15 protein-coding genes are annotated in these 19,728 nt (G+C 64.6%); 7 read left to right on the plus strand and 8 right to left on the minus strand.

Annotated elements, in window-relative coordinates; genetic code table 11:
• Positions 1-139: 139 nt before the first annotated feature.
• Positions 140-1,180, plus strand: coding sequence for a ribonuclease T2 family protein (locus LRX75_RS17020; protein WP_231815885.1), 1,041 nt, complete (start codon positions 140-142; stop codon positions 1,178-1,180).
• Positions 1,181-1,338: 158 nt separating this feature from the next.
• A complete protein-coding gene (gene ettA, locus LRX75_RS17025; protein WP_113149012.1) occupies positions 1,339-2,988 on the plus strand; it encodes an energy-dependent translational throttle protein EttA in 1,650 nt (549 codons plus the stop codon).
• 468 nt (positions 2,989-3,456) lie between these two features.
• On the opposite strand, the gene LRX75_RS17030 is transcribed toward ettA, so the two are convergent.
• Positions 3,457-3,978, minus strand: coding sequence for a P-loop nucleotide/nucleoside kinase family protein (locus LRX75_RS17030; RefSeq protein WP_231815886.1), 522 nt, complete (start codon positions 3,976-3,978; stop codon positions 3,457-3,459).
• A gap of 151 nt (positions 3,979-4,129) precedes the next feature.
• Between LRX75_RS17030 and LRX75_RS17035 the strand changes: the two genes are divergently transcribed.
• Both LRX75_RS17035 and metF read left to right on the plus strand, forming a co-directional pair.
• On the plus strand, positions 4,130-5,143 hold the full coding sequence (locus LRX75_RS17035; protein ID WP_231815887.1) for an ArsR/SmtB family transcription factor: 1,014 nt from the start codon (positions 4,130-4,132) through the stop codon (positions 5,141-5,143).
• Entirely contained in the window at positions 5,144-6,058 is a 915-nt protein-coding gene (metF, locus tag LRX75_RS17040) for a methylenetetrahydrofolate reductase [NAD(P)H] (protein ID WP_231815888.1), read from the plus strand.
• Between the two features lie 484 nt (positions 6,059-6,542).
• Here the strand turns inward: metF and LRX75_RS17045 are convergent, their stop codons facing one another.
• A complete protein-coding gene (locus LRX75_RS17045) occupies positions 6,543-7,475 on the minus strand; it encodes a DMT family transporter (RefSeq protein ID WP_420851221.1) in 933 nt (310 codons plus the stop codon).
• A gap of 245 nt (positions 7,476-7,720) precedes the next feature.
• Here LRX75_RS17045 and LRX75_RS17050 point away from each other — a divergent pair, with 245 nt between their 5' ends.
• Positions 7,721-9,130: a cation:proton antiporter domain-containing protein gene (locus tag LRX75_RS17050; RefSeq protein ID WP_231815890.1), complete on the plus strand. Its 1,410-nt coding sequence runs from the start codon at positions 7,721-7,723 to the stop codon at positions 9,128-9,130.
• Between the two features lie 69 nt (positions 9,131-9,199).
• Here LRX75_RS17050 and LRX75_RS17055 read toward each other — a convergent pair whose 3' ends face one another.
• The 4 genes from LRX75_RS17055 to LRX75_RS17070 all read right to left on the minus strand — a co-directional run bounded on the left by LRX75_RS17055 (position 9,200) and on the right by LRX75_RS17070 (position 13,598).
• Positions 9,200-10,402: a lytic murein transglycosylase gene (locus LRX75_RS17055; protein ID WP_420851225.1), complete on the minus strand. Its 1,203-nt coding sequence runs from the start codon at positions 10,400-10,402 to the stop codon at positions 9,200-9,202.
• A 215-nt stretch (positions 10,403-10,617) separates the two neighbouring features.
• The gene (locus tag LRX75_RS17060) at positions 10,618-11,418 is read right to left on the minus strand and encodes a glycoside hydrolase family 25 protein (RefSeq protein ID WP_113149008.1); all 801 of its coding nucleotides are present in this window, start codon (positions 11,416-11,418) and stop codon (positions 10,618-10,620) included.
• Between the two features lie 243 nt (positions 11,419-11,661).
• Entirely contained in the window at positions 11,662-12,312 is a 651-nt protein-coding gene (locus tag LRX75_RS17065; RefSeq protein ID WP_231815892.1) for a class I SAM-dependent methyltransferase, read from the minus strand.
• Between the two features lie 5 nt (positions 12,313-12,317).
• Positions 12,318-13,598, minus strand: a complete 1,281-nt coding sequence (locus tag LRX75_RS17070) for a BtaA family protein (RefSeq protein ID WP_231815893.1) — start codon at positions 13,596-13,598, stop codon at positions 12,318-12,320.
• A 236-nt stretch (positions 13,599-13,834) separates the two neighbouring features.
• Here LRX75_RS17070 and LRX75_RS17075 point away from each other — a divergent pair, with 236 nt between their 5' ends.
• Both LRX75_RS17075 and LRX75_RS17080 read left to right on the plus strand, forming a co-directional pair.
• Positions 13,835-15,217: a putative bifunctional diguanylate cyclase/phosphodiesterase gene (locus tag LRX75_RS17075; RefSeq protein ID WP_231815894.1), complete on the plus strand. Its 1,383-nt coding sequence runs from the start codon at positions 13,835-13,837 to the stop codon at positions 15,215-15,217.
• Positions 15,218-15,441: 224 nt separating this feature from the next.
• Positions 15,442-16,806: a serine hydrolase domain-containing protein gene (locus LRX75_RS17080; RefSeq protein WP_231815895.1), complete on the plus strand. Its 1,365-nt coding sequence runs from the start codon at positions 15,442-15,444 to the stop codon at positions 16,804-16,806.
• Positions 16,807-16,945: 139 nt separating this feature from the next.
• Here LRX75_RS17080 and LRX75_RS17085 read toward each other — a convergent pair whose 3' ends face one another.
• Both LRX75_RS17085 and LRX75_RS17090 read right to left on the minus strand, forming a co-directional pair.
• Complete coding sequence (locus LRX75_RS17085; protein ID WP_231815896.1) at positions 16,946-17,983, minus strand: lytic transglycosylase domain-containing protein; 1,038 nt, start codon at positions 17,981-17,983, stop codon at positions 16,946-16,948.
• Positions 17,984-18,259: 276 nt separating this feature from the next.
• Entirely contained in the window at positions 18,260-19,474 is a 1,215-nt protein-coding gene (locus LRX75_RS17090) for a pyrophosphate--fructose-6-phosphate 1-phosphotransferase (protein WP_231815897.1), read from the minus strand.
• Positions 19,475-19,728 lie beyond the last annotated feature (254 nt).

Below are 19,728 nucleotides of genomic sequence, written 5' to 3' on the forward strand. Positions count from 1 at the left end.
GCCGGAGCACCACTATCCCGCCCGGGAGCGGGGTCTGTCAACATGAGGATCGTCTAAAAAATTCGCGATGTACACGAATCGTGCTTGCGTTATTCTTGTTTTAGACCTTTATTGATCATGTTTTGTTCTGGAGGTTGAGATGAGATCAGCTTATAGGGAAATGGCGGTTTCCGCCAAGGCGCGGTGGCTGTGCGCCGTTCGTCCGGTACTGATATCCTGCGCGATCCTGGCGGCGAGCTGCGCCGCGTCTCATGCGCAGGCCGAGGACGGGGCCGCACCGGAAAGCGGGATCGGGAGGGCGGCACCCCGTCTTGTCGACAATGCGCTTCCGGCCGGAGCGTCCGGCGTGACACCCGTTCCGGCGCAGCCCGTGACGCCAGCCTCCGTGCGAAGGCCGCCCGAAGCCTCCGTTGCCGAGAAGGTCGATGGCGCTCGACCGGTAGCGGGAAGAACCGGCTTTGTTCTGGGTCTCAGCTGGCTGCCGGCGTTCTGCGAGGCGAAGGGCAAGCGACCGGAATGCGTGGGACAAGATGCCCAGCGTGCGGATGCCGGGCAGTTGACGCTGGCCGGTCTCTGGCCGGTCCGCAACAGCTTCTGCAAGGTCCCCGAAACGCTGCAGGCCGAGGATCGCAGGCGCGACTGGCTGTCGCTGCCGCCGGTACCGCTTTCGGCAGAGGTCGCCACGCGCCTTGCCACGTCGATGCCGGGTACGGCCTCGGGTCTCGATCGCCACACATGGCTGCGCAGCGGCAGCTGCCAGGTTCTCGATCCGGACGCCTATTTCTCGTTGCAGATCCGCTTGCTGGAGGCCGTGAACACATCGGCGGTCGGCGCGCTGTTTCGAAACCGGATCGGCGGCGACGTGACCGAAGCCGACGTCAAGGCTGCATTTGACGCGAGTTTCGCGGCCGGTGCCGGCGATCGCATTCGCCTTCAGTGCCGGCAGGTCGGTAACCGCGTGCTGGTTACGGGGCTGACGATCGGGCTGTCTGCAGCCATGGAGGAGACGTCCGATCTTGCGACCCTGATCCATGCGGCAGCGCCGACCACGTCTCGTTGCAGCGGCGGTGTGGTGGATGCGGCCGGCCGGGCTCGTCCCGAGCGTCCGTCCGTCGTCGGCCAAAGGGCGCCCGCGGCGGAGAAGGGCACGACCACGCTGGTCGACAGCCGCGAGGAATGAGGCAGATGGGTGTCCCCAAGTCTCGGCGAGGCTCCCGCGTCGGAGACGTCTGTCCGAAGCGCATCCGGGTGGAAATGAGGCCAAGCGTCATTGCTCCGCCGGCGCAATTCGCCTACATAGCGGGCCAAATTCCATTTCCCGCGGAGCATTGATCGAGCATGGCGCGTCAATTTATCTATCACATGGCCGGGCTGAACAAGGCCTACGGCACCAAGAAGGTCCTGGAGAACGTCCATCTTTCGTTCTACCCGGACGCGAAGATCGGTATTCTCGGCCCGAACGGAGCCGGTAAATCGACGGTCCTGCGCATCATGGCGGGTCTCGACAAGGAATATACCGGCGAGGCGTGGCTCGCCGAGGGGGCGACGCTCGGCTACCTGCCGCAGGAGCCGCAGCTCAATCCGGAGAAAGACGTCCTCGGCAACGTGATGGAGGGCGTGGCCCACAAGACGGCCGTGCTCGAGCGATACAACGAGCTGATGATGAACTATTCCGACGAGACGGCCGACGAAGGCGCGCGTCTGCAGGACGTCATCGACAGCCAGAACCTCTGGGATCTCGACAGCCAGGTGGAAATGGCCATGGACGCCCTGCGTTGCCCGCCGGCCGATGCCGACGTCACGGCGCTGTCGGGCGGTGAGCGTCGCCGCGTCGCGCTCTGCAAGCTGCTTCTCTCCCAGCCGGATCTTCTGCTTCTCGACGAACCGACCAACCACCTCGACGCCGAGACGATCGCCTGGCTCGAAAAGCACCTGCGCGAATACCCGGGCGCCGTGATGATGATCACCCACGATCGCTACTTCCTCGACAACGTCACGGGCTGGATTCTGGAGCTCGACCGCGGTCGTGGTATTCCCTACGAGGGCAACTATTCCGCCTACCTGCAGTCCAAGGCCAAGCGCCTCGCGCAGGAAGGTCGCGAGGATGTGGCCAAGCAGAAGGCGCTGTCGCGCGAGCAGGAATGGATCGCGTCCAGCCCGCGTGCCCGTCAGGCCAAGTCCAAGGCGCGTATCCGGGCCTATGACGAGTTGGTGGAAGCAGCGGAAAACCGGAAGCCCGGCGAAGCGCAGATCGTCATCCCGGTCGGCGAACGACTGGGTCAGGTGGTCATCGAGGCCGAAAACCTCTCCAAGAGCTATGGCGATCGCCTGCTGATCGACAACCTGACGTTCAAGCTGCCTCCGGGCGGCATCGTCGGCGTCATCGGCCCGAACGGCGCCGGCAAGACCACGCTGTTCCGCATGATCACGGGACAGGAAACACCGGACACCGGCAAGATCACTGTCGGTGAGACGGTCGATCTCGGCTATGTGGACCAGAGCCGCGACTCGCTCGGTGGCGACAAGACCGTCTGGGAGGAAATTTCCGGCGGCAACGACATCATCAAGCTCGGCAAATACGACATGAACAGCCGCGCCTATTGCGGTGCGTTCAACTTCAAGGGTGGCGACCAGCAGCAGAAGGTGGGCTCGCTTTCGGGTGGTCAGCGCAATCGCGTGCATCTGGCCAAGATGCTGAAGGACGGCGGCAACGTCATCCTCCTCGACGAACCGACCAACGACCTCGATACGGAAACGCTTTCGGCCCTCGAGGAGGCTCTGGAAGCGTTCGCAGGCTGCGCCGTGATCATCAGCCACGACCGCATGTTCCTCGACCGTCTGGCAACGCACATCCTCGCCTTCGAAGGCGACAGCCATGTCGAATGGTTCGAAGGCAATTTCGAGGATTACGAGAAGGACAAGGTCCGCCGCCTTGGCCCGGAATCGGTCAACCCGCGCCGCGTGACCTACAAGCGCCTGACGCGATAAGGCGCCGTCTGGAACGATGGTCTTCGGTCGTGCCGTTTCCTGCGAACGGCACGACCGGCATTGGAACGGATCACGAGCTCGCGCCTCGTGCAGATGCGGTATCGACGAGCGACTTGAGACGACGGCACGGGCTTGCGGCTTTCACGCGTGCGCGGGGGTGTGCATCCATGTGTGGCGTCTGCGCATCGGATGAGACGTCTACGTCGTCCGTCGAGCGTCCTGTCGCGCGCTGATACCTGAGACATCGCCGGTTCGATCCCCGTCGGTTCTCGAACAGGCCCGGGAAGACGGCGATCGAGATTTCGAGGTTTGCAGCAGAGCCCTGCTTTACGGAGACGGGGCAGACAACCTTTGGGGCAGGCCGTTGTCTTCCCGTTCCGGCTGAGGTTCCGCTTCTTGAGGCAGCCATATCGTCGGCGATCTCGGACTGGAAGCATCCTGCCGCTTGGGGGAGAGGAGCAGGGAGCGCTACGGTGGTGATCGTCGTTCTTGAATGTGGGTGGCCAGTCGTCGTGCCAGCTTTTCCGGCTCTTCGCTTGCCGTATCCAGCGTGAGATCCGGCGGGGTTGTCCACGGGTCGTATGAACGCGTCATGATTTGCTCCCAGGATGGCTTGATCAGGCCGACAATGTCGCTCTGGCGGGTTTCGACGCGTCGTCGGTGTACGGCGGTGTTGCTGCAGATGAGAGCGACATCCAGCGCGGCCGCCCCTGCATGTGCCGCGACAGACCGCCATCCCGCTCGGGAGGCTTCGACGGGGTTGACGCAGTCCGCAACGACGATATGGCCGAGCCGGAGGTTATCGGCAGCGATCGCCTGGGCGACAGCATAGCCCGAGGTGCTGTCCGCCGACGTCAGACCCTGGGAGGAGAGGATGTGCTCGATGGTGTCGATGCGGATGTGAAAGGCGTGCAGGTGACGACACAGACGGGAGGCCAGCGTCGTTTTTCCTGTCCCAGGCAGGCCCGAAAGGATAATGAGCATCGTCATGACGTCCTGCCGAAGGCATTGTCTATCTGCAGGCACCCTTTGCGGCTGCCGATGGAACCGGCGGTAATGGTACCGTGCGTCAGTGCGTCTTTTCCCTTGCAGCAGGCTCTTAAATCACATAAACATATCTTTATGTGTTGATGGGAAGAGCATGATTAACGAGACCGGATTGCGGCTGGACGAGGTGGTGGATGTGCTGAAGGCGGCGGGGGAGCCGACGCGCCTGAGGTTGCTCGCGCTTCTTGCTGCCGGAGACCTGACGGTGACGGATCTGACCGAGATCCTCGGGCAGTCGCAGCCGCGCATTTCCCGTCATCTCAAGCTTTTGACGGAAGCCGCTCTGATCGACCGCTACCAGGAAGGTGCCTGGGCGTATTTCCGCCTTCGCGGGCAGGGGCAGGGCGTCGCGCTGGTCCGCCGGATCCTGGATGCGGCGGATGGCGAGGATGCCGTTCTCGCCCGCGACAGCGAGCGTCTGACAGCGCTGAAGCAGGCCCGGTCCGATCGGGCGCAAGCCTATTTCAGCCGCAACGCCGCGGAGTGGGATGCCATGCGGCGGTTCCATGTGAGCGAGGCGGAAGTCGAGGCGGCGCTGGTCGCGGCCGTCGGGCCGGAGCCGGTGGAAAGCCTGCTCGATCTGGGAACGGGGACGGGCCGCATCCTCCAGCTCTTTCAGGGGCTCTATCAGACCGCCACGGGCGTGGATGCCAGCCGGGACATGCTGGCGGTCGCGCGTGCGAATCTCGATCGCACCGGCGTCTCCACGGCCTCGGTGCGTCATGGCGATATTTTCAACCTCCCGCTCGATGGGCGCCAGTTCGATCTGGTGACGATCCATCAGGTTCTCCATTTCCTCGAAGCGCCGGAAGCGGCGATCGAGGAGGCCGCGCGCCTGCTGGCCCCGGGCGGACGACTGGCGATCGTCGATCTCGCGCCGCACGCGCTCGAGCATCTGCGTCAGGATCACGCCCATCTGCGCCTCGGATTTTCGCATCAGGTGATGGGAGAATGGCTGGAAACATCGGGTCTTTCCGTCCAGCGCGTCATCGATCTCTCGCCGAAGGCGGCGCAGGATACGCCGCTCACCGTCACCATCTGGATCGCGGGAAAGCCCGCCGATTCCTCTGCCGATCAGACCCGCCGTCTTGCCTCAGGAGCCCGCTGAATGTCCACCCGCACGCTTTACCCGGCCGAGCGCGGCGATCTGCGCCTCTCCTTCGAATATTTTCCGCCGAAGTCCGACGAAATGGACGCACAACTGACGCGCACCGCGACGGCTCTGAACGCTTACGCGCCCGAATTCGTCAGCGTGACCTATGGGGCAGGCGGCTCCACCAAGGCGCGTTCGCTGACCACGGTCCGCCGCCTCATCGACGATTGCGCCCTTCCGGGCACGGCCGCACATCTGACCTGCGTCGGCGCGACGCGGGCCGAGGTGGATGCGGTCGTCGAGGAGTTCGCAGCGGCGGGCGTCCGGCATTTCGTGGCGTTGCGCGGCGATCCGCAGGGCGGCATCCGTGCGCAGTACCAGCCCTTTCCCGATGGCTACGAGAATGCGGCGGCACTTGTGGCGGCGCTTTCCCGCAGCGGCCGGTTCCAGATTTCGGTGTCCGCCTATCCTGAAAAACATCCGGAAAGTTCGGATGTCGATGCCGATATCGACATGCTCAAGCGCAAGGTCGACAATGGCGCGACGCGCGCGCTGACGCAGTTCTTCTTCGACAACAACGACTTCGAGCGTTATCTGGAGCGCGTTCGCAAAGCGGGCATCACCATCCCCGTCGTTCCCGGCATCCTGCCGATCAACCAGTTCTCGCAGGTCTCGAAATTTGCCGGTCTCTGCGGCGCCCGTATTCCCGAAGCCCTGTCGGCCCGGCTCGCCCATCTCGACGATTCGCCGGAAGAGCGCTTCAAGGAGGCGACGCATATCGCCGCCGAGCAGATCGTGGACCTTGCGCGCCGTGGCGTCCGGGATTTCCACCTCTACACGATGAACCGTTCGCCGCTGATTACGGCCGTCTGCGATCTCGTGGGTTTCAAGCGCACGGACGAGAGCGTTGTGGCGGGCGCTGCCGCCTGAACCGATCCCTGTTGCAGACGTACAAAAGCCCTCGAAGGTTCATTTCGAGGGCTTTTGCCTGCCAGATCAGGGAGACGATATTCTCCCGTCCCACGCTGAGAGCGTCCCGTCGGCCTCCTCCATCCTCAAGGCCGCCGGGATTTTCATCTCCTCCTAGATGAAGAGCATCATCGCAACGAATGCGAACGAGGCACCTATCATGAGAACATTCACGGACCGTGCGATTCCCATTCAACCCTCCAAGCGTTAACGCGTGAAACATAGGTTGAAAATGTCACACCTCCAAGGAAATCTTGTGCTGCACTGCAGTCGCTTTAGAGGTGGAGACGTGTGCAAATCGCCTATGTCTTTGGCTTTCCTGCTCGAATCCGCATTCACGGATTGTTGTTAGGTGTTAACAACTTTCCGGAGGAAGCCGATGATCGTTAACGTCTGCGGCCGAAAAGCGACAGTCCGGAGACGGGCGCCGGGTTGCGCGTGATCTCTACCGGAGCCCGCCGCGCCTCAACAAACGTCCGTCCAGCACGATCAGGCCGGCAGCGATCAGCATCATGCCGCCGATATCCGTGGCGTCGAGGCGCTCGCCGAGGAAGGCGACTCCGAAGAGGAGGGCGCTCGGCGGCACGAGCAGCGTCACGAGGGAGGTGTTGGTCGCGCCCGCCCGCGCCATGATCCGGAAGAACAGGATGTATCCGTAGGCGGTGGACACGAGCGCCAGAGCGAGGATGGCAAGGATCGTCGTCAGCGGCGGTATCGTCAGCGTCCATGGATGGTCGGCCAGCAGCGAGACGGGCAGCATGATGAGGCTCGAGGCCGTCAGCTGGCCGGCGGCGGTCACCGGCGGTGCCAGCGACCGGAAGCGGCGGCCGTAAATGCCGGCAAAGCCGTAGCTGATCGCGGCACCGAGCGGCAGGATCAGCGCCCAGAGCGGAATGCCGGCGGAGGTCGCGCCGAGATGGCCGAGAGCGCTCGGCCCGATCAGGAGGACCGTGCCGGCAAGACCGAGCGCGGTGCCGCCCAGCTTCCGCGGGCTCAGCTTCTCGTCGTCGGTCAGCGCATGCGCGATCAGCACGGTCCAGATCGGCGTCGTCGCGTTGAGGATGGAGGCGAGGCCGGCGCCGATCTGCGTCTGGCCGAGAAAGATCAGGCTGTGCGGGACGGCATTGTTGAGAAGCCCGAGAACGAGAAACGCGCGCCAGTGTGCGGCAAGCTGGGCATAGATGTCGAAGCGGCCGCGAATGAAGAGATGCAGCGCCATAGCGGCAATCGAGACGCGCAGGAACACCAGCGTGAAGGCGGGAACGTGCTGGACGGCGATGCGGCCGAAGAAGAACGAGGCGCCCCAGATGAGCCCCAGCAGCGCCAACAGGCCCCAGGTCAGCGGCGTCATCCGTGTTTCCACCGGTGTCATTGCCATCGACATTTTCGCGTTCCCCTGCCACGGACTGAAGGTCCGCTTCGTCTTCGCTCCGCGGCCTCGGATCCGGGCTGTAGCGCTTTGCGTGTGCGGCCACCACCCGTTTCTTGCTTTGGGGATCTCTGTCCCGAGAAAGAGCCGGATGCATCCGAGCGCCGATGTCGGATGGGTTGACCTTGCCCACGTCCTGCCGATCATGGCGGCGTGTTCGCATGCGTTGCCGTAGACCGGTCACGCGCGCGCCGATGCGCATAGACCGAAGGAGACGAACGCTGCCATCATCATCCACCGCACAGACGGCTGCCCAGGCGGCAGGTCATGGACAGGATCTCGTCTCGATCGCGCTGGTCATCGCGGTCGCCGCGCTTCTGGGGCTCGGTTTCCTGCGCCTGCGCCAGCCGCCGCTGGTCGGGTTCATCCTCACCGGCGTCGCGCTCGGACCGACAGGATTCGGCTTCATCGCCGACAGCGCCAATGTGACGCTGCTGGCCGAGATGGGGGTGATCGTGCTCCTGTTCTTCATCGGCATGGAGCTTTCCATCCGCGCCTTCATCCTCAGTCTGCGGCAGGCCTTGCTGGTGGCCGGCGGGCAGATCGGTGTCTCGGTCGGTGTGGCGCTGCTGATCTCGGCGATCTCCGGCACGCCGTTTGCCGAAGGGCTCATTCTCGGTTTCGTGGTTGCGCTGTCCTCCACCGTCGTTGCGATGACGATGCTCGACGATCGCGGGGAACTGCGCAGCGAGACCGGCCGGATCGCGGTCGGCGTGCTGATCGCGCAGGATATCGCCGTCGTGCCCATGCTCATTCTCGTCACCAGCCTCGGCGGGGAGGGCCGTGGCGGCGGCGAGATCGGGGTGCTGCAGATCGCGGTCAAGATGCTTCTGGCGATCGGTCTGCTCGGCGGCCTGCTCTGGTGGCTCGGGCGCCGGGGAAAGCTCCGGCTCCCGTTCAGCGCCGCCATCGAGGACAAAGTCGAAATTCTGGCGCTGGGTGCGCTTGCGGTCTGCTTTTCAGCGGCGGCGCTCTCGGGCGTTGCCGGCATGTCGCCGGCCTATGGCGCCTTTCTGGCAGGTATCGTTATCGGCAATTCGACGCTCCGATCGCGGGTCATTCCCGTCATCGAGCCGATCCAGAGCGTGCTTCTCGTCGCCTTCTTCCTCTCGATCGGGCTTTTGATCGACCTAACCTTCATCGCCGAGCATCTGTTTCTGGTGCTCTCGCTGGCCATCGTGGTCATCGCGGCCAAGACGGTGCTCAACATCGCGCTGCTGCGCCGCACGGGCTCGCCGCCGCAGGTGGCGCTGGTCGCGGGGCTTTCCATGGCACAGATCGGCGAGTTCTCCTTCGTGCTCGCGGCTGCGGGGCTCTCGGCCGGGGCGCTCGACCTCGATGCCTACCGCATCGCCATCGCCGTCACGGCCCTCTCACTGCTCGTGTCGCCGCTCTGGGTCTCCATCATGCATCGACTGGACGGGCTGGCGGCCGAGCACCGCGAGAGCTATCGCCACGCTTTTGCGATCGCCTATGCTCGGGAGCTTGCCGAGGTGTCGCGCGGCGGCGCGGCGCTGGTGGGGATCGGGCGCGCGTTGCGTCTGCGTTATCGCGCGCTGCGGCTCGCCCGGCAGCATCGCCGTGATCGTGCCGACGGGGCGTGATCCCACAACGCAGAAACGCCGCGGTCGTTTCCGACGCGCGGCGTTTCCGAGCCTCAGGACGGCAAGCGCTTACGGCAGCGCGTCGAGAACGGCCTGCGTCGCCCAGCCGTCGGCGGGGATGCCGAGGCGCAGTTGCTCGCGCTGCAGGGCGGCACGCGTGCCGGAGCCGAGAATGCCGTCGATCTTTCCGACATCATGGCCGATGGCGTCGAGCTTCGTCTGCAGCACCTTCATCGCTTCGTCGTTCAGGCCCGCTTCCGGGTTGCGCGCCTCGTAGGCCGGCGCACCGGCGAGGCGGGTGGCGAAGTAGGCGGCGGAGGTCGTGTAGATGAACGACTGGTTCCATTCGAGATAGATGTTGAAGTTCGGGTAGGTCATGAAGGCCACGCCTTTGCGGCCCTGCGGAATGACCACCGAGGCGGCGAGGTCGCCGAACTGCGTGTTGCCGTCGCGCGGCTTGACGCCAAGCGCGAACCACTGTCCCGCGGTCATGCCCGGCTGCAGGCCGGTCTTCTCCCAGGGCAGGTTTTCCGGCAGCGAGACTTCCTGGATCCACGGCTGTCCGGCGGTGTAACCGAGGCTCTTGATGAACTTCGCCGCCGTCAGGATGGCATCCGGCGCGCTTTCCTTCAGGTTGACATGGCCGTCGCCATCGCCGTCCACCCCTTGCGCGATGATGTCTTCCGGCAGCATCTGGACCTGGCCGATCTCGCCGGCCCAGGCACCCGTCGTCGTGGCCGGGTCGAGGTCGCCATGCTGGACCATTTCGATGGCGGCGATCAGCTGCGGGCGAAACATTTCGGGGCGGCGGCAGTCATGCGCGAGCGTAACCAGTGCGTTGCGGGTGTTGAAGTTGCCCTGCACGGCGCCGAAGTCCGTCTCCATCGCCCAGAAGGCGGTGATGACCGGGGCGGGCACGCCGTATTCCTGCTCGGCGCGGGCAAAGACGCTCGCATACTCTTTCATCTTCTTCGCGCCGATATCGAGCCGCGCCTTGCTGACGGTGCGGTTGGAGAATTCGGCGAAGGTCTGCTTGAAGACCCCCTGCGCCCGGTCGCGGCCGAGCACCTTCTCGTCGATGACGGCACCGGCCAGCGCGCGATCGACCACCTCGGCCGGAATGCCCTTGGCGACGGCTTCCGTCTTCACGCCGCTGAGGAAGGCGGCGAGATCGCCACCGCAGGGCGCGGCCGGTGCTGCAGCGGCCGGCGCCGCGACCGGGGGTGTCGCGGTCTGTGCCAATGCCGGTCCCGCAACGGCTGCCGATGTCATGAGCGCGAGCAAACTGGCGGTGACGCGGCGGGACGAGAGCGGGCGTGTGCGAAGCATAGGCGGGTCCTTGAAGATGTTCGGTCAAGATGACGGCAACAGAGGGCCGCCGGTCGCAGGACCGGCGGCATCAGGCCGATTTCACACGGCAATAGGGCGGAATGAAGAAGCGGAGAGGCCGAAACCGGTTGATGGTACCGGATTGGCAGCGGCGACCGTCAGTTCCCGGCCACCTGCTTTGGCTCGGAGACGGCCTTCACCCATTTGCGCCAGTTCTTTTCGGACCCCGCGAAGACGTTGATGTCGGTGTTTCCGGAAATGCCGGGGATCTGGCCGGTGCTGGTATACTGCCAGAAGGCCCAGCGGCGATCCTTATAGATCTCGACCGGGTGCTTGGCGACGGAACGCACCCAGAAATGATGCTCGTTGAACTGCCCGACGAGGTTGTCGCGGTGGAAATCGACGGAGGTATAGATGATAGGGCGCTTGCCGTAATAGGCCTCGAGCCGGTCCATGAAACGCTTCATCTCGCTCTGGACGGTCAGCGGCGAGGGGCGATAGCGGCACGTCTTGGATTCGCCGTTCCACTCCACGTCCAGCACCGGCGGCAGGTGCACCGCGCTTCTGGGAACGTTGCGGATGAACCAGTCGGCCTGCTCGTCGGCCGTCGAGCAGAAATAGTAAAAATGATAGGGCGCATAGGCGATTCCGGCGGCGCGCGCCTTCGGCCAGTATTCCTCAAAACGCGTGTCGACCACGTCCTTGCCCTCGGTCGCCTTGATGAAGGCGAAGGAGACGCCGGACTGCTTGACGGCTGCCCAGTCGATATCGCCCTGCCACTTGGACACGTCGATGCCGTGAATGCTGTGATGCTGGGGCGTGCGATCGCCGAAATCTTGCGGGTCCTTGTCGTGGAATCGCGGCGGTATGGAGGCCGTCTGCACGAGGTCGTAGTCGGTGGAGGTGCACGCGGACAGGAGCGTGACAATCGGCAGAAGAGCGAGGAGCAGCCGGCGCATGGGGTTCCCGTTCGTTGATGATGGAACGTTGTGCCTCACCGTTGACTGCCCATTCGTGCCGACCCCCCGGAGACCTTGAACCCCATGTTCATCATATCAACGTAAAAATTGGGTTAGTTTCAAGCCCCGTTCGCAGCATAGCGTTCGTGGCTTGTGTCAGACGACCCAAACGCATTGCGCGATCCGGCGGGATTTTCGGCGGTCACGCGCGTCTGCCGGCGGCCAATGCGTTCGGGAAGACTGTCACATGCGCCGGCAGATGACGAGCCAGGCATAGCCCCGGCCGATGGATCGGGTCTCGGAGATCATGCCGCGCGCCTGGGCCTTCGCCGCGACGACCGCCATCAGTTGGGCGCGGGGCGTGACGTGGAAGCGCGTAAGCCAGGCGGCGAGAAGGCGGCGTGCGATCGGCGGCAGACCTTCCTGCTGGCCGAAGTCGGCAATGTGCAGGGCGCCGCCCGGCGCGAGCGCGTCGAGCGCTCTGTCGATGGCCTTTTCCCAGTCGGGAATCATCGACAGGGCGTAGGAGATGACGATGCGGTCGAAACCCTCGACGCCGAAGGCGCCTGCGTCGAAATCCGTGGCATCGGCCGTCCTCAGGGTCGCATCGCTGCCGGCAAGCGCCTTTTGAGCGGAGATCAGCATTTCCGCTGAAATATCCAGACCATAGAGCTTCGCACGGGGGTAGCGCTGAGCAATCAGCGCCAGGTTCCGCCCGGTGCCGCAGCCCACTTCCAGCACGCGGTCACCGCTTGCCGCTTTGAGGTCCTCGATCAGCGTATCCCGACCGAAAAGGTAGTATTTGCGGGTGGCGTCGTAGATGTGGCGCTGGGTGCGATACATCCGGTCCATGCGACCGGCATGCGCGCTGTCGGAGATGATGGACTGGTGCATCTGGCTCACGCCTGCCTGCGGTAGATATGGAACCCGCCATAGATGGCGGAGCGATCCTTGACGTTGAGGGCACCCGATCGCGTGCGATCGTAGTGCCAGTGTGCAAGCAGCCTTTCGGCCACGCGGCCTTCGAGGATGCTGCGTTCGGCCGCCGTGCGGAAGATGACGATGGCGCCCGGCGCGGCCGTGCGGGTGATCTCGGTCCAGAGGTCGTCGAGCTGCTGATCCGTCATCCAGTCTTGCGCATCGAGGAGCACGTAGCGATCGACGGTGCCCGGCAGCTTGCGCGCAAGGAGATCGGTAAAGCTTTCGTGATGGACGTGCACCCGCTGTGCATTGTCGCGAATCGCCTCGTAGGCTTCCGGCTGGAGATGCAGCGGCAACATGCCCTCGTGCGGCAGGGGGTAGCGGCGGCCGAAGGCCTGCCAGGCGAAGTAGTTGTGGCGAAGCGGGAAGTGGCAGACGAGCTTTTCCAGCCGGTGGCGAAGAACCGGCGCCAGCGTCTTCTCGGTGCTGAGACTTGCCAGCTCGTCGAACTGCTGCGGCGGGATGCCGAGGCCGAAGAGAGAGCTCTTGCGGCCCGTCAGCCAGCGGATCACCGGACGCTCGAACAAGGGCGCCAGGCGTTCGTCGAAGAACTGGCGTTGCTCGCGCAGGGAGCGGGTGGCCACAAGCTCGGCCGGGTCCACGCCGTGGGCGCGGGCCAGCATGTGGCTGAGCCAGATGAAGCGGCCGAGCAGGCCGGTGCGAAAGAGATTGGCGCCGAAAACCGAAATCCGCCGGCGACCGTTCAGCTTGCGGCCTTCCCAGTAGCTGCGCGTCGATGCATCGAGATGGGGCGCGATGAACCGGTCGTAGGCGGCGACGTTGGAGGCCAGCTGTTCGCGGGCGAGAAAACGCACGAGGTCGCTATGCGCGGGAAGGTGGCGGAAGGCGGCAAGCTTCAGCCGGTTCAGCGCCACATGATGCCTGTTCAGGTCCACGACGTCGATGCGCTCCGGCGTGGCGGAGAGATAGGCGAGCATGTTGCAGCCGCCCGAGCCGATCGTGACGATGTGGTGTTCCGGCCGGATCTCCATCGCCTCCATGTCCACGGCGGGATCCTCCCAAATCTGCGGGTAGACGAGGCCGGAGAAGAGAAGGCCGAAGAGACGCTCCGACAGGCCGGATGCTGTCAGCGGCTGATGCTGGATCAGCGCCTTGCGAAGCTTCTGGTTCTTGCGCCCCTTCGGCGCATCCGCGACGCGCGGGGAGGAGACGAGATCGATGGGCGCAAGATCGGTCATGGTTAACAGCCGTTCGTTGAAGATGCGACGCTTCTAGGATGCTTGCGCAACACTTTCGTGACGCGGGCTGTGGACCCCCGGTTCAGCGTTCCGATCGTTTACCAAACCTCCAAAGTTCGCTTGGCAGGCGGCAGGCGATCAACCAAAGGTATAGGCTGGCGACGTCCGTCGGCCGTTCGAACGGCTGCGGAGGGCGTGGCGCCCCCGCGAAGCAGGTGATTCCTTTTGGAAAGAGCATGATGTTGACGTGGCTGCAGAAGAGACGATCCGAGCGCAAGAGCGCGAATGACGCGCCCGTCGACGGCGCGACGGCAGCATCGATCGCGCCTTTTCTGCACATCGATCATCTCACCGGCATTTCCAACCGTTTCGCGCTCGAACACGACCTCACGGCGGCGCTGAGTCGTCCGCAGGGGCAGGGGCGCGGTGCGCTGCTGTTGATCGACCTCGACCGGTTCAAGTTCATCAACGATGCGATGGACCATGCTGCGGGCGACGAGGTGCTGATCCGAATCGCCAAGCGTCTCTCCAACGTGCTGACCGGTGTGGGAACGATCTACCGGCTGGGCGCGGACGAATTCGCGGTCCACGTCGCCGGATCGCCGTCCCGTGGCAAGATCGAGGACATCTGCGCGACGATCAAGATCGTCCTGGGCACGCCCTTCGAGCTCACGGCCGGCGAGGTCTGGATCGTGGGGAGCATCGGCATCGCCGTGCCGGCACCCGACGACGTGTCCATGTCGGTGCTTCTGCGCCGGGCGGACCTTGCCGTGATGAAGGCGAAACAGATCGCCGGCAATAGTCATGTCTTCTACGAACCTGGCATGTCGGACGAGGCCTCGGCGCGCTCGGAACTCGAATACGATCTCTCGCGGGCGCTCGACCGGAACGAGTTCTTCCTCGAATACCAGCCGATCGTCTGCTCGGAAACGCGCACGATCCGGGCCTTCGAAGCGCTGATCCGCTGGCGGCATCCCCAGAAGGGCGTGATCGCGCCCGACCAGTTCATCTCGATCGCGGAGACGACAGGCCTCATCCTGCCGATCGGCAACTGGGTCATTCGCACGGCCTGCGAAGAGGCGCGGCGCTGGCCGGCGCCGATCGGCGTCGCGGTCAACGTGGCGGGCGACCAGTTCCGCGATCCGACCTTCCTCGCCTATGTTCGGGACTGCCTGCGCCAGTCGGGTCTCGCACCCGAGCGCCTGACGATCGAAGTGACCGAATCGATCTTTTCGGTCGATCCCGCCATCATCTCCGACAGTCTGACGGAACTACGGGCGAAGGGCGTGAAAATCGCGCTCGATGATTTCGGCATCGGTTTTTCCTCGATCAACAATCTGCGTCGCTTTCCGCTCGATCACCTGAAGATCGACCGGTCCTTCACCGCGGCCATGCTGGGCAGCAAGCGGGATGCGGAGCTTGTCGATATCATCCTGAAGCTCGGCACCACCTTCGATGTTTCCACGACGATCGAGGGCGTGGAAACGGAGCCGCAGCTGGAATATGCGCGCGCCCGTGGTGCGAACGCCATACAGGGCTTCCTCATCTCGCGTCCCGTTGCAGCAGGTGACGTCTCCGCCATTCTGGACCGCAACCGCGGGCACCACACCAAGGCCTGAGCCGTTGTCCCGCGGCTGGCGGGTTGCGCTCCCCCTGTCGAAACGGCCATAGTGGCGGCGGCGTCAGCCTGGATGCAGTCTCGTGCCGCGGACGGGCATTCGCCCGCGCGCGTTGCCACCCCTGTCTTGCAGGGGGCACCGTCGTGGCAGCTTCATTCGCTGCATGGCCTGCTGTCCTGCCGCTTCGGCCGGCCGTGGGTCCTGCAGTCATGCGGAACCGGATCATGCGCAGACGCACGTTTCTCATGTCGATGGCCGGCGGGCTGTTCACACTCGTTGCCGGTGCCGGCGCCTGGCTGACGGTCGCGCCTCCCGACCTCCTGAAGCTCGGCGACAGCTATGCGGCGAAGATGGTCTGTTCCAGCCTGTTCGTTGCCGGCCGCAATGCGTCGGAGGTTCTGGCCGATGACGTACAGGCGCCGGGCCACCCCTTGCTCCGTTTCATTCGCGTGTCCGTCGACGAGCAGCGCAAGACGGTGACGGCGCGCATGTTCGGCTTTGCCGCACCCGGGCACGCGATCTTCCGCGACGGGCTCGGCTGCTCCAACGTGACCGACGGCGCCTTTGCGGCCTTCCCCGGCAACCGGTCGCTGCGCCGCCGCGGCGTCGAGCCCGACACCACGCAGCCCTGGCCGGAAGGTGGCGCGCTGGTGGCGGATGCCGGGGTTCAGGCGCTGATCGAGGACGACCAGCGGGTCGGGCCCGGTCTGCGCGGTCTCGTCGTCATCCGGGACGGGCGGATCATCGCCGAACGCTATGGTCGCGGTTTCTATGCCTCCACGCCGCTTCTCGGCTGGTCGATGACGAAGACGGTGACGGCCGCGCTGATTGGCCTGCGCATCCGCGACGGGCAGATGGCGCTCGATGCGTCCGATCTCCTGCCGCAGTGGCGCAACGACGAGCGCAGCCGGATCACCTTGTCGGACCTGCTGGGCATGCAGAGCGGCCTCGGCTTCAACGAGAGCTATGGCAGCGTGACGGATGCGACGCGCATGCTCTTCCTCGAGAACGACATGGCGGCCTATGCCGCGTCGAAGACGCTCGATACCTCGCCGGGCACCCAGTTTTCCTACTCCAGCGGAACCTCCGTTATCCTGTCGCGCCTGTGGATGAATTCGTTTGCGAGCCCGCGCGAAGCGCTGACGTTTCCGCGGGCGTCCCTGTTCCGGCCACTCGGCATGAGCAGCGCGATCCTCGAGCCCGATGCGCACGGCACCTTCGTCGGTTCGTCCTATATGTATGCGACGGCGCGGGACTGGGGGCGATTCGCGCTCTTCCTGCTGCAGGACGGCGCCTGGAACAACGAGCAGATCCTGCCGCCCGACTACGTCCGCCTCATGCGCACGGCGACGTCCGCCTCCAACGGGCGGTTCGGCTCGGGGCAGGTCTGGATGAAGACGGGGCCGGAGGCTCAGGGCTTTCCGAGCGATGCCTACTGGATGCGAGGGCATGACGGGCAGTCGATCCTGCTCGTGCCCTCGATGAAGCTCGCCGTGGTCAGGCTGGGCCTGACGCCGCGCCGGGCGGGCTATGATGACAGCGTGCTCCATCGCGACATCATCGCCGCGCTGGCACAGCCGCAGCCCTGATGGCACAGGGACATCCGGCGTTCACATTCTGATCGTGAGAAAAGCGCTGGCAGGATCATCGCGCTGAGGGGCCGAGTTTTGCGGGACGGGAGCGCAAGCCGGTGATTGATCGCGGTTCAGCCCCTGGCCGGATGTGCGATCAGCGCATGCCGAGGGTGTCGAGCAGACCCTTGCGCTTGGCGTGATAGTAATAGCCGCTCGCATAGAGCTTGACGGCATTGTCGTTCTGGTTTTCGGCAACGACCCAGGCGCCGCGCAGATATTGCGTCGCATATTTCAGGTTGGTTTCCGCATCGAACAGGCCTTCCGGCGGGCCGTCGTAACCAAGACCCTTGGCCGTGTTGTAGCGGATCTGCATGAGGCCGTAGTTGCCGTTGTGGTAGGCGCGCGGATTGTAGGTGCTCTCGCGGCGGACGACGCGATGCACCAGCTCTTCGGGCACGCCGTTCAGCTTGGCGTAATGGGTGATCAGCTTGTCGAGTTCGGGACGCGAACTGGTGGGTTTCTCGCGGCCGAGGAGGGCGCTGGCGGCCGATTCCATCTTGGAATAGGCGACCGAGATCAGCTGCGGTTTGGCGGCGGGAACGATCATGCGCTTGGCGACGAGCGTTTCCAGGCCGACCGGCTCGCCGGTGTCGAAATCGGAATCCATGGCGCCGGCGCTGGCGATCGTCGGCTGGACGGGGACCTTGCGCACGGTGATCATCGCATTGGCGGTTTCCGGCAGGGCATCGGTCGCGGTGCTGGCGAGAAGCGGGTTGGCGGCATTGACGGATGTGGTCGTCTTGGCCGGGGTCAGGGACGCGACCTCCGTGTTGGCCAGCGCCGTCATGGCCGAGGGGTTGGCCGGTGCGGTCTTTGCAGCCTCGGCCGATGCCGTGGCCACCGCTGTTGTGGTCGTCGCCGCGGTAACGCCCGGTGCGGTTGCGGATGCCGACGCGTTGGCCGTCTGGGCGGCGAGGGCGGCTGCGGCCGTGGTGGCTGCGCCGTCCGGTGTCGGCAAAGCGTAAGCCGTCATTTCCGTTCCGGGCTTGGCAAGCGGCGTGACCGTCTGCGCTGCCATCAACTGCTCCATCGGGGTGCGCTCCACGCTCGAGCAGCCGGCCATCAAGGTCGCCGAGATCAGTGCGCATGCCGTAAGAGATTGTTTATGAACGGAAAGACGTGAAACTGCCATGCTGTCGCTTTCGTGCTTTGTGGCCCCGTAGCCTTACCAGTGCTGCAGCCAAAAGCCGCCATGTCGTGCCCGTCATTAACCTATATGAAGGCTGGTCGCAAGCGAGGGCGGGAGATGGACCCGTCTGGCGGCTGTTTCCACAGCCGCGAAAGCCCGGAAATGCGGGCGCCGGAGCGCGTGTTTTTCGAGCCCCGGCGCCGTTCTTGCCATCCATCGGTACCCGGGAGCATGGTGGTGGATCCTCGCTCGACCGCCATGCTCCCGGGTGTCCTGTCGTCAGTGTGCCGGCTTCCAGCTCTGGCCGATCGCATCCATCACGTCACCGAACCACGGCGTGGCGGTGTTGAAATGCTTGCCGCCGCGAATGCGGGGAAACTCGATGGTGCGCAGCTTGCCGCCCTGGTCCTCGTCATGACCGGTGACGCCCGAGACCTTGTCGAGGGCGCTCTGGACCGCGAGATCGACCATGCCCTGGATGAGGCGGAGGTCGTCGATATTGGCCGGGGCCGAGCGGGCGTAGTAGCCCGACTTCTGCACCATGGCGCGCTGGGCGCCGAGAAGATCCGCGAACTGCTTGGAGAACCAGTTGCCGACATTGATGGTGTCGAGCTTGACGTGGCCGAAGGCATCGCGCTTCACGGTCTCGCCGGCGGCTTCGCGCTCGGCAACGATCGCATCCATGCAGGCGCCTTCGCTGACGAAGAGGGTGACGTAGCCGGTCTTTGCCATGACGGCGCGCAGGCGCTCGGCCTCCGCCTGCAGGTCGAAGGCCGTTTCCGGGAGATAGAGACCGTCGATGGTCTTGAGCGCCTTGTTCATCATGAAGCCGTCGACGAATTCGGTCGTCTCGACCGTCTGCATGTAGGCGCGTGCCGTCGCGGCTGTCAGCCAGCCGCAATGGCGGCCCATGACTTCGTGGACGATCAGCGTCTTGGGTGCGGCGCTCTGCTCGTTGCTGACATTGTCGAAGAACCTCGCGCCATACTCGGCTGCGGTCCAGGCGCCGAGCGACTGGCGGATCGGCACGACGTCGTTGTCGACCGTCTTCGGCAGGCCGACCACGGTCAGGTCGTAACCGTTGGCGCCGAGATAGGCGGCAAGGTCGGCGGCCGTCGTGTTGGTGTCGTCGCCGCCGATCGTGTGGAGAATCGTCACGCCGTCGGAGGCAAGGCGCTCGGCTGCGACGCGCAGCGGGTTTTCACCTTCCTTCACGAGGCCGCGCTTGACGCAGTCGGCGGCGTTGGTCAGCTTCACGCGGCTGTTGCCGATGGGGGAGCCGCCATAGCGGTGCAGAAGGCCCGCTTTTTCGCGCATCTGCGGCGTGATGGCGATCCGGTCGGCCAGAAGCAGGCCATGATAGCCGGAGCGGTAGGCCATGAGTTCGATATCGGGGGCGATATCCGTATAGCGCTCGATCAGTCCGCCTACGGCAGACGACAGGCACGGAGCGAGACCGCCCGCCGTGAGCATTGCGACTTTCTGCTTGGCCATGATTCCTCCTCGGGATGATGCCATTCATCGGGTTCCGCACCTGTCCTAGCCCAGATCCCCCTCAAGTAAAATGACATGAACCGCAGGGCTGCCGAGCGTTGAGCGCAAATTGCAGCATGAAAATAGTGAGGGCCATCACAAAGGTGTCATTCGAGGCCGTCCTCGTCTTGCAATCGCCGGCGACATCTGATCAGACTTCGGCTCCTTGCGGGACCGCGACCCGAGATGTCTGCTGTTCCGATGCAACAAATCGC

This window comes from Rhizobium quercicola, assembly GCF_021168455.1.
GTDB classification, from domain to species: domain Bacteria; phylum Pseudomonadota; class Alphaproteobacteria; order Rhizobiales; family Rhizobiaceae; genus Ferranicluibacter; species Ferranicluibacter quercicola.

Coding starts and splice junctions, on each gene's coding strand:
- LRX75_RS17020 (WP_231815885.1), top strand. CDS start 140: ATGAGATCAGCTTATAGGGAAATGGCGGTTTCCGCCAAGGCGCGGTGG.
- ettA (WP_113149012.1), top strand. CDS start 1,339: ATGGCGCGTCAATTTATCTATCACATGGCCGGGCTGAACAAGGCCTAC.
- LRX75_RS17030 (WP_231815886.1), bottom strand. CDS start 3,978: ATGACGATGCTCATTATCCTTTCGGGCCTGCCTGGGACAGGAAAAACG.
- LRX75_RS17035 (WP_231815887.1), top strand. CDS start 4,130: ATGATTAACGAGACCGGATTGCGGCTGGACGAGGTGGTGGATGTGCTG.
- metF (WP_231815888.1), top strand. CDS start 5,144: ATGTCCACCCGCACGCTTTACCCGGCCGAGCGCGGCGATCTGCGCCTC.
- LRX75_RS17045 (WP_420851221.1), bottom strand. CDS start 7,475: ATGGCAATGACACCGGTGGAAACACGGATGACGCCGCTGACCTGGGGC.
- LRX75_RS17050 (WP_231815890.1), top strand. CDS start 7,721: ATGCGCATAGACCGAAGGAGACGAACGCTGCCATCATCATCCACCGCA.
- LRX75_RS17055 (WP_420851225.1), bottom strand. CDS start 10,402: ATGACATCGGCAGCCGTTGCGGGACCGGCATTGGCACAGACCGCGACA.
- LRX75_RS17060 (WP_113149008.1), bottom strand. CDS start 11,418: ATGCGCCGGCTGCTCCTCGCTCTTCTGCCGATTGTCACGCTCCTGTCC.
- LRX75_RS17065 (WP_231815892.1), bottom strand. CDS start 12,312: ATGCACCAGTCCATCATCTCCGACAGCGCGCATGCCGGTCGCATGGAC.
- LRX75_RS17070 (WP_231815893.1), bottom strand. CDS start 13,598: ATGACCGATCTTGCGCCCATCGATCTCGTCTCCTCCCCGCGCGTCGCG.
- LRX75_RS17075 (WP_231815894.1), top strand. CDS start 13,835: ATGATGTTGACGTGGCTGCAGAAGAGACGATCCGAGCGCAAGAGCGCG.
- LRX75_RS17080 (WP_231815895.1), top strand. CDS start 15,442: ATGCGCAGACGCACGTTTCTCATGTCGATGGCCGGCGGGCTGTTCACA.
- LRX75_RS17085 (WP_231815896.1), bottom strand. CDS start 17,983: ATGGCAGTTTCACGTCTTTCCGTTCATAAACAATCTCTTACGGCATGC.
- LRX75_RS17090 (WP_231815897.1), bottom strand. CDS start 19,474: ATGGCCAAGCAGAAAGTCGCAATGCTCACGGCGGGCGGTCTCGCTCCG.